Source organism: Streptomyces sp. NPDC054849, assembly GCF_053610945.1.
Map to the genome: position 1 here is coordinate 12,196 of NZ_JBSGZI010000041.1, position 13,076 is coordinate 25,271.

The 13,076-nt window shown below is 71.7% G+C and carries 13 protein-coding genes and 1 riboswitch; of the genes, 3 read left to right on the forward strand and 10 right to left on the reverse strand.

Going from position 1 to position 13,076, the window contains the following annotated elements; genetic code table 11:
• Window positions 1–68: 68 nt before the first annotated feature.
• From ACWGIF_RS19410 to ACWGIF_RS19425, 4 genes are all read right to left on the reverse strand, one after another.
• Window positions 69–617: a GNAT family N-acetyltransferase gene (locus tag ACWGIF_RS19410; RefSeq protein WP_453498987.1), complete on the reverse strand. Its 549-nt coding sequence runs from the start codon at window positions 615–617 to the stop codon at window positions 69–71.
• Window positions 618–735: 118 nt separating this feature from the next.
• Window positions 736–1,632, reverse strand: a complete 897-nt coding sequence (locus tag ACWGIF_RS19415; RefSeq protein WP_453498901.1) for an NAD-dependent protein deacetylase — start codon at window positions 1,630–1,632, stop codon at window positions 736–738.
• Between the two features lie 314 nt (window positions 1,633–1,946).
• Complete coding sequence (locus ACWGIF_RS19420; RefSeq protein WP_453498903.1) at window positions 1,947–4,022, reverse strand: discoidin domain-containing protein; 2,076 nt, start codon at window positions 4,020–4,022, stop codon at window positions 1,947–1,949.
• A gap of 193 nt (window positions 4,023–4,215) precedes the next feature.
• A complete protein-coding gene (locus tag ACWGIF_RS19425; protein ID WP_453498905.1) occupies window positions 4,216–4,989 on the reverse strand; it encodes a type 1 glutamine amidotransferase domain-containing protein in 774 nt (257 codons plus the stop codon).
• A 217-nt stretch (window positions 4,990–5,206) separates the two neighbouring features.
• On the opposite strand from ACWGIF_RS19425, the gene ACWGIF_RS19430 reads away from it, so the two are divergent.
• The 3 genes from ACWGIF_RS19430 (at window position 5,207) to ACWGIF_RS19440 (ending at window position 7,370) form a co-directional block, all read left to right on the forward strand.
• On the forward strand, window positions 5,207–6,274 hold the full coding sequence (locus ACWGIF_RS19430) for an AraC family transcriptional regulator ligand-binding domain-containing protein (RefSeq protein WP_453498907.1): 1,068 nt from the start codon (window positions 5,207–5,209) through the stop codon (window positions 6,272–6,274).
• Window positions 6,275–6,342: 68 nt separating this feature from the next.
• Window positions 6,343–6,406: riboswitch (guanidine-III (ykkC-III) riboswitch) on the forward strand.
• A 75-nt stretch (window positions 6,407–6,481) separates the two neighbouring features.
• The gene (locus ACWGIF_RS19435) at window positions 6,482–6,934 is read left to right on the forward strand and encodes an Ohr family peroxiredoxin (protein ID WP_453498909.1); all 453 of its coding nucleotides are present in this window, start codon (window positions 6,482–6,484) and stop codon (window positions 6,932–6,934) included.
• The gene (locus ACWGIF_RS19440) at window positions 6,921–7,370 is read left to right on the forward strand and encodes a hypothetical protein (RefSeq protein WP_453498911.1); all 450 of its coding nucleotides are present in this window, start codon (window positions 6,921–6,923) and stop codon (window positions 7,368–7,370) included. Before ACWGIF_RS19435 ends, ACWGIF_RS19440 begins: the two co-directional genes overlap by 14 nt.
• A gap of 605 nt (window positions 7,371–7,975) precedes the next feature.
• On the opposite strand, the gene ACWGIF_RS19445 is transcribed toward ACWGIF_RS19440, so the two are convergent.
• The 6 genes from ACWGIF_RS19445 to ACWGIF_RS19470 all read right to left on the reverse strand — a co-directional run bounded on the left by ACWGIF_RS19445 (window position 7,976) and on the right by ACWGIF_RS19470 (window position 12,644).
• Window positions 7,976–8,512, reverse strand: a complete 537-nt coding sequence (locus ACWGIF_RS19445; RefSeq protein ID WP_453498913.1) for a hypothetical protein — start codon at window positions 8,510–8,512, stop codon at window positions 7,976–7,978.
• Window positions 8,513–9,051: 539 nt separating this feature from the next.
• Entirely contained in the window at window positions 9,052–9,390 is a 339-nt protein-coding gene (locus tag ACWGIF_RS19450; RefSeq protein ID WP_453498915.1) for a hypothetical protein, read from the reverse strand.
• Between the two features lie 285 nt (window positions 9,391–9,675).
• Entirely contained in the window at window positions 9,676–9,978 is a 303-nt protein-coding gene (locus ACWGIF_RS19455) for a hypothetical protein (protein ID WP_453498917.1), read from the reverse strand.
• 225 nt (window positions 9,979–10,203) lie between these two features.
• Entirely contained in the window at window positions 10,204–10,755 is a 552-nt protein-coding gene (locus tag ACWGIF_RS19460; protein WP_453498919.1) for an AAA family ATPase, read from the reverse strand.
• Between the two features lie 1,032 nt (window positions 10,756–11,787).
• Window positions 11,788–11,952 carry a hypothetical protein gene (locus tag ACWGIF_RS19465; RefSeq protein WP_453498921.1) on the reverse strand — a complete coding sequence of 55 codons (165 nt, stop codon included), beginning with the start codon at window positions 11,950–11,952 and terminating at the stop codon, window positions 11,788–11,790.
• A 188-nt stretch (window positions 11,953–12,140) separates the two neighbouring features.
• Complete coding sequence (locus ACWGIF_RS19470) at window positions 12,141–12,644, reverse strand: hypothetical protein (protein WP_453498923.1); 504 nt, start codon at window positions 12,642–12,644, stop codon at window positions 12,141–12,143.
• Window positions 12,645–13,076 lie beyond the last annotated feature (432 nt).

Sequence of the window (13,076 nt, forward strand, 5' to 3'; positions counted from 1 at the left end):
CTAGGCGCGCCGCCTGTCGGCCGAGGGCGGACCGCGGAGCAGACATGGACGACCGAGGGCCGCCGAGCTCAACCGGACGGCGCGACCGAGGACCACACACCGAACCACTGCTCGGCGCCGTACTCCTCGAACCGCTCCACCTCGGTGAACCCCAGCTTCGCCGCGAGGCGCATCGCGCGGTCGTTGGCGGTCTGGGTGCAGAGCACCACCGGCTCGCCGGGATACGCGTCGACGAACCAGCCGAGTACCGCTGCGCACGCCTCGGCGGCGTACCCACATCCCCACGCCTCCGGCAGGAACATGTAACCGAGCTCGGCCTCCCCGGCATCGGGACGGACGTGACCCCTACGCTCTGCCTCGCGCCGATCGAGCGTGATCATGCCGATCATCGTTCCGTCGCGATCGATCACGAAAAAACCAGGGCGCCGTCCGGGCACCTCGGGCACCGCGCGTTCGAGCGCATCCCGCGGTCGAGGACCACCGATGTAGATGCCCACCTCTGGGGATGCGAACAGCTCGATGAACGCCGCACGGTCCCGGGCCTCGGACTCGCGGAGCACGAGCCGCGTGGTCCTTATCGGGGCGGGCGGCCAGGCGGCAGCTCCGAGTTCGGTCATGGCGGGCAACCTATCAATCGCGCCCTCCCCTTGCCGGAGTACCTGCATGCCGGCGCCGCGCCCGCGCCCCGGTCCGGTCCGGAGCGGCTGACGCCGGGCGGGCACCTTCGCGACTGGTTCAGGCCGCCGACTGGCCGACGGGGATGTTCAGCCGGTCGGCCAGGGTGGTGAGGGTTGTCCCCAGGGGGAGCGCGACCCGGGTGACGGCGTGCTGGTCGCCCCGGGTCGGGTCCCGGTTGACGATCAATACGGGCTTCCCCGCCTGAGCTGCCTGGCGGACGAACCGAAGGCCGGACATCACCGTCAGCGAGGAGCCCAGGACCAGAAGTGAGGTGGCCTCGCCGACCAGTTCGCGGCAGCGCGCGACCCGTCGCGGCGGAACGGCTTCACCGAAGAACACCACGTCCGGTTTGAGGATGCCGCCGCACTCCGAGCAGGGCACCACGGTGAAGTCCCCGACCTGTTCGTCGGTGAGGTCGGCGTCACCGTCCGGGTTCAGTTGGGCGGCCACCGGTTCGAAGCCCGCGTTGGCCTCCTCCAGCCGCCGGGCGAGTTCACGGCGCGCGGTGAAGGCGCCGCAGGAAAGGCAGGCGACCCGGTCCAGGCTTCCGTGGAGCTCCACCACGTCCTCGCTGCCGGCGGCCTGGTGCAGGCCGTCGACGTTCTGGGTGATCACGCCCGAAAGCAGGCCGTGCCGCCCGAACGCTGTCACAGCCCGGTGCCCGGCATTGGGCCTGGCGCGGCCGAAGGTGCGCCAGCCGAGGTGACTGCGCGCCCAGTACCGGCGCCGGGCCTGAGCGCCGGCGGTGAATTCCTGGTAGGTCATCGGGGTGTGCCGACGCAGGCTCCCGCCCTCACCCCGGTAGTCGGGGATGCCCGACTCCGTGGAGATGCCCGCCCCGCTGATGACCAGTACGCCGCCGGCCCTCAGCGCATCGGCGACCGGCTCCGGATCGGTGGTGCCGGGCCGAAGGTCCTCAGGAGGCGTCCAGCTCAGGGTGGGGCGCATGCGCATGCAGCCAGCGTACGGAACCGGCCGGACTTCGGCACAGGACCGTGCTGCGCGGCCGGACGCGCAAGCCGGATGCCGGCCGCCTCAGCGGTGCCGGATACCTCTGGGCGTCCTCCGAGATCACTGCCTCGCCCGGCCCCACAGCCTACGACCAGCGCCGACGGCGCCGACGGCCCGACGAGACGCGGACCGGCACGCCGCCGCCCAGTGCACCCTCGCCGCCTCACCGGGCGGGACCCGTCCCCGTTGCGCTGACCCCGGATCAACGCAAAAGTGCCCCCGGGCCGCACGCGCCGGGGGCACCTCTGCGGTGGCCGCTACGGCGCGGTCACCGGCATGACGTACCCGAGCAGGCCCTCCTTGGTGTACGGACCCTCGCAGTCGGCGCGCGGGGAGACGAAGTGGTCGAAGACGGACGGTATGTAGCACCGGTAGAGGGGCACCGAGCCCGGTACCGCCTTGGTGTACACGTATCCGACTGCGCCGAGGGGCTGTTGGCCCTCGCACCCCGGGTCGGCGGTCAGCAGCGAGTGGTGCGCCACCTTGCACTCGTAGAGCCGGACCGTGCCGGGCGCGGGGTCACGCAGCACCTTCCAGACCCCTTCGTGAGTGAATCCGGCGGGCAGGGGGCGTGTGGAGGCCAGGTGCCCGGCGTGGGGGCGGTAGCCGCGGACCAGCGGTGCGTACGGCGTGGTGTGGCCGCGGGTCCGCTCCCAGGTGCGCAGGTAGCCCTCGGCGCCCTGCATGAGCTCGTCCACCACGTCCTGGCCTCCGGTGACACGGATGTCCTCGATCCAGTCCGGTACGAGGCCGTAGTGAGTGCCGCCGCCATCGGTGTTGACGTCCCAGACGCGCGAGCCGGTGACCTGCCGGTCGAGGACCGAGCCGCCGTCGGGGCTGCGGAAGGGGTAGTGGACTGGGTTCCCGGCCGCGCCCCGGGGGCCGGGGAGCCAGGCGAAGCCGTTCATGTCGGTGCCGATCCCGTATCCGGCGCCGTACTTGGCGCGCAGAGCGGCGTTCCTGCGCGCCTCGGCGGTGAACGCGGGTGCCTCGTACATGTGGCCGGTGATGAAGCCGCCCAGGCGGTAGACCCGCTCGGTCCAGTTCTCGTCCATCCAGCCGTGGGTGGACAGGACACCGGAGTAGCGTTCGGTTTCGAGCACGCGCAGCGCCTGGTTCGCCGCCTTGACGCTCATGTGGTCGATTTCCAGCATCATGTTGCGCTTCATCATGCCCAGCACCGCGTACTCGCCCAGGGCGGTCAGGCCCCGGCGGTTGCACTGCGCCGCCTGCAGGGAGGAGCCGTACTGCGGCAGTTCGACCCCTTCCGGCAAGGCGCCCCGAATCCGGGTCTCCGCCTCCGCCTCCGACTGGGGGGTGCCGGTGTGCTCGGCCGTCCCGGTGGCGCCCGCTTCCTCCCGGCCCTCGGCTTCGGCCCCTCCGGCGGCGAGGCCGAAGCCGATCGGGTTGTCGTGCTCGGGGCCGGGGCAGGGCTCCGTGCTCCAGAAGGTGCCCGTCGACAGGAACTGCCCGACGTTGATGGCCATGCCCTGGGTGCCCGAGTCGAACCGGACGCCGCACAGGGCGTTGTCGAACTTGTGGCACAGGAACATGCTGCGCACGCCCAGCCGGTGCAGTTCGTCCAGACCGCGGTCGATGTCGGCCATGGTGCAGCGGGCGCTGTCCAGCACCTGCTTGCAGCCGAACGGTTCGGAGGTCTCCACCCCGAGGACCACGGCGAGCTTGCCCTCCTGGATGACCCTGCGGGCCTGGTCGGGCTCGGTGACGACCCGGAACCAGCCCTTGCCGGCGCCGCCGTACATGGCGTCGACGTAGTCCTGGAGTTCGTACGTCTTCTGGATCTGGAGCCTGATCGCGGTCATCTCGTCGCAGCCGCGGTCCTTGAAGAAGTAGAGCGAGCAGATGACTCCGTTGGTGACCATGTCGTTCACCAGGATCCGCTGGCCGCCCCGCCAGGCCCGCTCCACCCAGGCGTAGTAGGTCTGCTGGTGGGTGGCGGAGTCGTGGGCCGGCCAGTCGCGGAAGCTCGGCCAGCCGTTCGGGTCGTGCCGGCCGTCACCGCCCTTGGTGATCATGTCGAAGAGGGCGAGGACGCCGTTCGGGTAGTGCTCGGGGCAGTCCTTGAGGGCGTCCGCCACCCCCGCCGTGGAGAAGACCTTTCCGCAGACCAGCCGTCCCCCGAAGCCCTCGTTGGACATCAGATGGACGTGCGCGTCGACGTATCCGCGGACCCGGCCCTGGGCGTCGGTCCCGGTGAACGGCTCTCCCGTGACGTTGACCTGCGAATCCGGGGCCGGGCGCGTAACGGGCTCCCACCACTGAGGACCCGCCGACGCGCCGGCGGCCGCGGGGCCGAGTATCAGGGTGACCATCGCGAGGACCAGGCCGATTAACTGGTACCGGCTTCGTCCGAAGGCTCTTCGTCGATTCATCCCCATCCCCATCTCTTTCACGATGCGTTCATGACAATCCAGAGATGGCCCTCGGTGACCGCGGCGCCTCCGCCGTCCGCCGTCCGCCAGCCACCGGCCCGCGCGATGCGGGCCCGCGCGATGCGGGCCGGGCTCAACCGGACCGGTGCACCGTTCCAGCCTCATGGGCACGGACCAGGGCCAGGTATTCCGCCGCCAGGCGATGGCAGTCGCCGGGCCACCGCGCGGATACGTAGTTGCCGTCCTTGACGGTGAAGCCGCGGCCCGGCCGGGCGGCGGTGTCGCGGACGGGCAGCGGCGGGCCGGGAAGGAAGTGGCTCGGATCGGCGAGCGCCGCGGTCACCTCCTGCTGCACGGTGGTGCGGTACGTGCGGTAGTAGCGCCCCAGCCAGAACCGGGTGAGGTTCCATCCGGTCAACTCCAACAGGGACGTCAGAGCCGTCGTCCGCCGGCCGTGGAGGACCGAGCGCCCGGTGGCGGGATCCTTGGCGCGGGCGGCGAGCAGCACACCATGGCAGACGGCCCCCACCGGCAGCCCCTGAGTGAAGAGCCGGGCGAACAACTGCTGGGCGGTGGCGTCGTCGAGCAGCGTCCGCATGCCCGCGGCGTGGCCGCCGGGCACGAAGAGGCCCGTGATGTCGGCCGGGTCGACATCCGCGTACGAGGAGGGGGCGAGGAAGTGGGGGTCCTCGGTGAGGCGCCGGTAGGCGGCCAGCTCGGCGCGGCGGGTCATCAGCCAGGGTGACAGCCAGGAGAAGCCGAGGTCCGTGAGCCGGGGATCGGCGAGCGCGACCTTCCCGCCGGGGGTGGCGAACCGCACCTCGAACCCGGCGTCCCGCAATGCGGCCCAGGGCACCGCCGCCTCGGTCGGGTCGTAGTCCCCTGCGGGGAGCAGGAAGAGAATCACGGCGTACTCCTCTGAGCGGTGGTGATCAGGGCAGCGCCCTTCCCCGGCGCTCCGTGGGCCCCTGATCCCCTCGGTGTCCGAAGGCCGACTCTAGGAGCGGCCCGCGGCGCCGTCATCCACTCCGACGGCCAAGGCGTTGACTCTCCGGACCGGCCCCCCGGCGGCCGTCCCGCGCACGGTATTGACGGGGGTGGGGTGCCCGCATTGACTGACGGCCGTGTCCACCACCGAGTCGCCCTCCGTCACCGCGTCCTACGCACTCGCCGTCTTGAGCACCATGGCAGAGGGCACCGGCGGGGCCGGTTCCTGGGCCTTGCCCACGGACCGGCTGGAGTTCGGCGAGATGCGCGCCCTGTGGGACGCCGTGCTCGGCGCCCGGGATGCCGGCCCGCACACCGGGCTCCTCGTGGGCGACCGGATCCGGCCCGAAGGCCTGCACATCCTGGGGCACCTCGTTCTCACCTGCGCCAGCCTCGCGGACGCCGCACAGGCGGCCGAGCGCTACCACCCCCTGGTGAGCCAGGCGGGCACGGTGACCCTGGACCGTCGCGGCGGAGTCAGCCGGGTCTGCTACCGGCCGACCGTCGACCCGGCTGCCATGCACCCCCAGCAGGTGGAGGCGATCGTCAGCAGCATGGTGCGGGCGGCCCGCTGGATCGCCGGCGACGACTGGGCGCCCTTGGCCGTGTCGTTCGCCCACCCCCGTGCGGGCGCGGAAGAGCCCTACGCCCGCGTCCTGGGCTGCCGCGTCACCTTCGACGCCCCGGAGAACGCGATCACGGTCGCCGACGAGGACCTCGACAGGCGCCGCCCCCTCTACGACCCGGCGCTCAATGCCCTGCACCGGGCCTACGCCGACCGGCTCTTGAGCCAGCTGTCCGCGGCCGTGACCGTGGCCGGGCGCGTGCGGCAGTGGCTGGAGCACGCCGCCCTCGAGGACGCCGGCCCCGAGGGCCCCGCCAAGGAGCTCAACCTCAGCGTCCGGACCCTGCGCAGGGCCCTGCACGCGGAGGGCACGTCGTGGCGCGCGCTCCTCGACACCGCCCGCCACGCCCGGGCCAAGCGGCTGCTGGAGACCACCGTCCTGCCGCTGGACCGGATCGCCCCCCTCGTCGGCCTGAGCGGCGCGACGGTCCTGGTCCGTGCCTTCACCCGGTGGGAGGGCATGCCTCCGGGGGCATACCGCAGCCTGGCACACGCGGCACACGCGGCACACGCGGCACACCCGGTACACCCGCACACCGGCACGCCCGGCACGGGCCCGCGTCCCCGGATCGCGACGTGACCGGCGGCGGGTGAGGAACTTCACCGGGGGGCGAGGCCCCGGCCGCAGGCGCTCCGTTGCTACATTGGCCGACGGCCGGGTCCACGGCCCCGGACGAGATGCGCCGTACCCGGTTACGCACGACGACGCGCGAGGTGCTGCACGAGCAGTGCCGTCCGCTGTCCGTACCCGGGCAGCGTCCTCGTCGAGCAGGATGGGCCGAACGCCATGACCGTGCCACTCACCCGCAGCCTCTACCGGACGACGGCACATGCCGCCGGCGGCCGTACCGGATCCGTCCGCACGGACGACGGGCGCCTGGACGTCCGTCTGGCCCCGCCGCGCAAGAAGGTGCCCGGCACCACCAACCCCGAGCAGTTGTTCGCGGCCGGTTTCGCCGCCTGCTTCACCTCCGCGCTCGCGGAGGTCGCCGCCGAGTTCGGGGCGGATGCATCCGCCGCACACGTGGCCTGCGAAGTACAGCTCGGCACCACGGACACGCCCGCGGGCTACGGCCTCTCGGTGGCTCTCACGGTCAGCCTGCCGGGGTGGCGGGCGGCCGACCTCCAGCCCCTGCTGCACCAGGCTGACGCGGTCTGCCCGTACGCGCAGGCGGTACGCGGCAACGTACCGCTGACGCTTCTGGCCGTGGACGACCCCGCCACCGATGACCGGGCCTGAGCCCCGGCCGACGGGCCGCTGCACGGGCGGCCCCGGCATCCCGGTGCCCGAGCACGGCGCCTGGCTGCGGCGCGGCATCAGCCGCAACGGCGGACCCCTTCTGGAGGACCGCGAAGTGGTGTGGCTGCAGGCCGGCCCGTACTACGCCGACAGCCGGGGCTTCGCCGGTACGACGTCCTTCGACGGCTCCCGGGTGCACTTCCACCACCTCACGGGCGAGCCGGGCGAAGACGCCGGAACCTTCCGGTGGGAGGGTGCGAACCTCGTCGAGCGGGGCACCAACCCGGACGGCAGCACCTTCCTGGAGATCTGGACCCCGCTGCCCGGCGCCCACGGTACGACCGGCTCCTGGTCCGGTCCTGACCACCATGTGGTGCGCGTCGGCCGGTACGTGGTGCACGTCGATTCCCGTGCGGGTTCGTACTGGCGGATGTGACCTCCGTGGTCGCCGCCCCCGCAGCCGAGCCGGAACCCGAGTGGGTTCCGTTCCTTTGGCGCCGTCCGCGGGACCCTCGGCGGCCGGGAGGATGCCGCGGTCGCCGACCTCGGATGGCCGAGTGGCCGGCCGAGGACATCTTCGTCGCCTTGGGCGAGCAGACCGTGTCGTGCGGTGCCCGCCGGCGGGTCGGGTCGCCGGCTCAGGAGTCCTCCCCGCGCAGGTCGGCTTCGTATGGGCCGCGTGCCTGAGGCTCCCCGGGCCCGCACCCATCGCCTGGCGCGTGGTGCTGACGCCGGTTTCGCGGTGCCGATTCCCGTTGCGGCGGGGCTTGCCCCCGAGCCAGGTGTGGTGTGCTTGGCGTGACAGAACCCGGCCGGGTGACGACGGCCCCGGCCGGGCTCTGTGCGTGGGGATGCCGTGCCTTGTGTCAGACGTTGTCGTCGCGCAGGCCGAGCCCGTCGCGAAGCAGGCCTTCCTCGCGGAGCCGCCTTGATCTCGCGATACGGCCCGCCAGGGTTCGAGCGCCTCCAGCCGCACACCGGCCGCCATGGCCCCCGCTGTGGCTGACGGGCCGAGACCGAGCCGGCGGGCGCATGATCGGGTCAGCCGGCGGGACCGCCTGTCTGAGGTGGCGAGGGCCAGGGATAGGCCGGATCCACGGTGATCTTCACCTGCTGGGGGCTGTTTCTGGGGAAGGACCAGATGCGGCCCAGGGTGCTGACCGCGGTCACCGTGGTTGCGTCCAAGGTGACTTCGGTGAACGGATTGGACGAGCAGGAGACCGCGATCCATTCCAGGGTGTCGTGCTCATCGTCGCGAGTCAGGGCGACCCAGCCGATACCGCCGCGGTCCGATGATTCACCTGCCAGGGCGCGGCGTCCGGCGAAGGTGTACGAGGCGAACGTCGTATCCACGTCCATCCAGGCAGTGGGGGTCCACTCGGTGGCCCTCAGGACCTCCCACCATCGCCAGTCCTCGGCCCGCATGTCATGGAGCCGGCCCGCAGGGGAGAGCCGCACGAGTTCCATGACCGACAGGGATCCGTCGGCGAACATGATGAAGTCTCCGTAGGGTGCCTCCCGGGCACGCCAGCGGTCTTGCACCGGCTCGGCGTCGGGTGTCGCGTGGGGGGAGCTCACACCCGCCATGATGACATCGAGGTGACAGCGCGAGCAGAGGGCTGCCCCGGTCCACGCTTCCGTCGGCACGCCGGAACTCGAACCAGAGCCCACCAGGCGGGGCCGTCCGCCGGCCCCTCGACGGCGTAGCCCCGCGGCCTGGCTGCTCAAGGAGACCGCCGGAGCCGTCGCCCCCGCGGACTGCCCGCCCCGCCCCCGAGAGATCCAGCGACGCCCGTCCACCGGGCCCGGCGGCCCGGTCTACGGGCCTCCGTCCGAGGCACGCACGGCCCGCGACGCCGGCGCGACCGCGGCCGGCTCCTGCGGTGGCGCATGGCGTAGAGGGATACCCGCAGAGGCCCGGCCGGCCACGAGCACGCCGGCTATTGGTCCGAGCAGCAGCAGCGGAACGGCAACGTGCGCCGATTGCACGGCAGCCGCTCCGGCACCGACCGCCAGGCTGACGGCGGTGCATCGGGCCCTGCGCCGGAACTCGGCGTCGTGCGGGGCGGCGGCCGCTCCGGCGAGAGCGGCGACGTAACAGACGAGCCCCAGCGCGGCTACCAGCATGAGGGGTGAATCGGGAGTGTCCACGAGGCAGTTCGCCGCGACACCGACGGCGCCGGCCGTGACGGCGGCGGTGACCGCATGAGCCAGCAGGAGCCGCGGTGTCGTCGTAGCCGGAGCCTCGACCCGTGGATGTCGCGCAGGAACACGTCGGCGATGCGGGGGTGTCCGGTGGTGCAGGCGTACACGGTGTCCGGGGTGTCGGGGGCGCACCGGTCCGCGTCGGCGGGGGAGTGGATCAGGTCGAAGCAGGCGGTGTCCCGGCCGGTGCCGGGGGCCGGGATCGCGTCGACGTAGCCGCTTATGGCGCGGTGCGTCTGGGAGTTCATCATCGCGCCTCCGCCCGGGTCTTGGCGGTGCGCGGGGAGCGGGGCCGGGGGTGTGCTGGCGCGCGAAGCAGGAGCGCGCAGTTGCGCTGCTGCTGTCCGGGCGTGATCGGCCGGGCCTTGGGGCCGTTGCGGTGCCAGAGCGGCGAGGCCGGCGGTTCGGGGTAGGCGAGGGCGTGGTCGACGTCGCGGTGGGACGACGTACTGGTTCTCCGTCTCGTCTCGTACGGGATGGATGGGCCCGGGACAGCCGTCGAAGCCGCCAAGCAGAGCGGCTGTCACGGGGCAGAGCTATAGCTCGAAGCCGGGGGAGTTGGTCCAGCTGTACGGGCTTTTCCACAGGCCGGCCTTCGCGGCGGCCCAGTCGGGCTCCCAGCCGGGTCGGTAGCCACAGGCGCCCCAGCCGTCAGGCCGCCCGTGGGGGATCTCCAGTCCGGCCTCTGTCGCGGCGTGCGCCATGTCGTAGACCTCGTGTGCGGCCTGGACAGCGGCGCTCTGACTGTCGGCCTGGCCGGTGAATACGTGCACTCCGCGCAGGCCGTCTGCGCTCTGTATGGGGACGTCCACCTCGAAGTACGGCAGCGGCAGCGTCATGACGTCCATCTCCCTTCAATGATGTGACGGGCCACCGCGACCGCCCCGGCTCCACGGGTGCGGGGTCGGGGCGGCACGGAGTGCTCTCAGTACAGGTCGAGCCGGACGGTGATCGGCGTGCGCGGGTCGTCGCGATGGTGGTGAACGGTGCTGCGGTGCGCGGTAAGGCCGGCGGCCCCGCCCTGGACCGGCAAGTAGCACTCGTCGGAGCCGCGCAGCCACTCGTCACCAGCGGAAAGCTCCGCCGGGGTGAGCGGGTGGGGATGAAGACCGGGGGCCGGCCTGGCCACTGTGGGTTCCAGCCGGGCCGAGGTCGGAAATCAGGTGCACCTTGGCGAAGCCCTCGCCGTACAGCCGGTCGGCGTTGGGCAGTAGCTGGTGGTGCTCGCGCACGATGCGCACGGGTACCGCGCGATCGCGGCTGGCGTTTCGCGCCTCCACCGTCGCCGGCGGTACGTCGAACAGGACGGCCACAGCGGGGCGCTGCCAGGAGCGGGCGCGGGCGATCAGCCCGGCCCTGACGCGGCCGTGCACGTGGGTGGAGTCCACCAGCGTGGTCAAGCCGCGGGCGAGGCGGGCGTCCAGGAGCAGGTTCTGGATCTCGACGGCGACCGGGGTGGCCGACTGGTCGATCTGGGAGTCGGTGGCCAGGCGCCGGCAGCGGTCCAGGGAGACGCGCCAGCTGTCGGGGCAGCGGGCGGCGAAGGTGAACTTGCCGGAGCCCGGAGGTCCGACCATCACGCAAACGGCGCCTGCGGGGAAATTCAGCGGATCCATCTCAGATCCTTCCGGTAGGTGGGCCGGGTTCGGCTGTGGAGTTCGTCGACCCTGCCCGCGTCCGCGGGGAGCCGGGCGGCGATCTCACGGAGCTGTACTGCCGGTTCGGTGCCGGGCTCCCTCCGGATGAGACCGGGCGCGAAGGTACTGGACCGGTCGGCCAGTTCGACGGCGGCCGGCGAGCAAAGATCCGGTCTCAGCCTGCGGTGGTCGTCCGAGCTGACTCCGCATCTCGGGCAAGAAATCGTTTGAGCGCTCGGGGAATTGTGCAGGGCGCAGAAGCGACCGCCCTGGGTTCGGACCACCTCGCGACATCTGCGGTCTTACCAGTCACTGTGCTGCCGGGATGACCGCGCAGTCGCCTCCTGCACTGACCCTGGAAACCGCCAGGGACCTTCAGCGCATGCTCCGAGCCGAGATCGGGCCGGGCCTCAGCGAGCGGGAACTCGACGCGGTCGAGACACGGTTCGGCTTCACCTTCTCGGCGGACCACAGGGTCTTCCTCGCCGCCGGGCTCCCACACGGGTCACGAACCTGGCCAGACTGGCGCAACGGCAACCCCGAGGACCTGACCGAAAGGCTCTCCCAACCGGTCGAGGGTGTGCTCTTCGACGTCGAGCACAACAGGTTCTGGCACCCCGCCTGGAGCCCGAGGCCCGCAGAGACGGCACCCCGTGTTGTCCGTCCACCAGACCGACATCATCATCTACGGGAACGACCTCGCCGACTACGTACGGCACGAGTTCACCGGCCGGGCGAGCCGTCTGCCGGCCCACGCGACTGTCGGTTTCTGGTCGTACTTCGTCAACGGCGGTCCCGGCATCGACGTCACCGCGCCCGCGCCGCACACCCCCTACGCCGTCAGCGCGCAGGAGGTGATCGAGTACCTGCGGATGCTGGCCCTGGAGCAACGGGGCTCCAGAACCGGGGGCTCGGCGAAGTCGCCCTGGCCGACGCCTGGCCATGGGTGCTCGGGGTCAATGGCCGTACCCTTGATCCGCTCGCAGGGGAGTTCGAGGCAAGCGGTGACGGTCAGCCGGGTGCCGGGCGGCAAGTCAGCGGCGTCGGCCCGGAATCCGGGGCCGGACGCCGAGCCGCTGTCACCGGTGCGGGCGCCGTCTGGCCCCAGTAGTGGCCGAGCAGCTTGCGGCCGTCGGGGTTGCCGCAGGTCTTGTAGATCCAGTCGGTGATGTCCACCGGGTACAGAGCCAGGATGAGGCTGGTCTCGGTCCTGTTGGCCGAGAGCGGGACTGGGGAATCACGAGCGATCTCCGTGGCAGTCGGTGAAGGGTGCTTCCACGGCTGCACCCGGTGACCGCCGACGTGGCGGCTCCGCTGACTCCAGCTCAACTGCACGTTAATGCCATCAGTCCGTATGGCGGACCTCAGACCTGCGCCCAGGCCCGCAGCAGCTCTTCGCGCACGCGCGCCTTGGGGGTGCCTTCCAGGCCGTGCTCGCGGCCCCACGCCTCCATTGCCCGCAGGTCGGCCGTCCCCGCCGCGAACCGGCTGAGCAGCGCCTGGGAGAGCGCCTCCTCCTCGGCGCTGTAGCCGCCAGCCGCCGCCGAGTAGACCCGGACCCGCTCCGGCCCGCTCCGGGTCTCCAGCCGCAGCGTCATTGTGGGCGGGCCCTCGCCGCCTCCGAGCGACATCACCAGCGACTCCACGATCCCCGACAGCCGGCCCGCCATCCCCTGCCGCGGCACGTCCTCGACCGTCACCGCACGCAGTTCCTCCCACGTCCAAGTGCGCGAGCGTTCGCGGTCCACGGCCTCCAGCCCCGCAGCGCTCAGCCGGACGCAGCTCCCGTCGTCGGTCGGCGGGGAACCCAGGTACGTCGCTTCCGGGGTAATCCAGAACAGCCCGACCATCGCCACTACCGACTCCAACCCTCGTCCTTCGCCGCCGGGGGCCCGGCTCGTCAGCCATACCAAGGACGGAACCCCCACCGTCTCCGACACGCCAGGTCGGAGGGCCTCGGCGCGCGGCAGCATCACCCATCGGGGCCCACCGTCGGTTGCGGCTCACCCACCCCCTTCGGCCCTGTCCTCCCGAAGCTGCCACGAAGTGACAAGTAGCTCTCTGTAGCAACTCCGGGGTGGGCTTGTCCGGGTTTTGGATCTTTCCGGATTCTTGAGGAGCCGCTCGGCGACGTTGGTCCGGTCACGAAGACCGTCGGGAGTGCGGAGTGCGGCAGGAGTGGAGCCGGAGAACTTGATCGAGGTCTGGACGCTGTTTGGAGGAGGACCAGGAGCGGCTTCGGAGCAAGTCGGGGGCGGCGAACCGGCTGGGTTTCGCGCTGTTGCTGAAGTTCTTCGGCT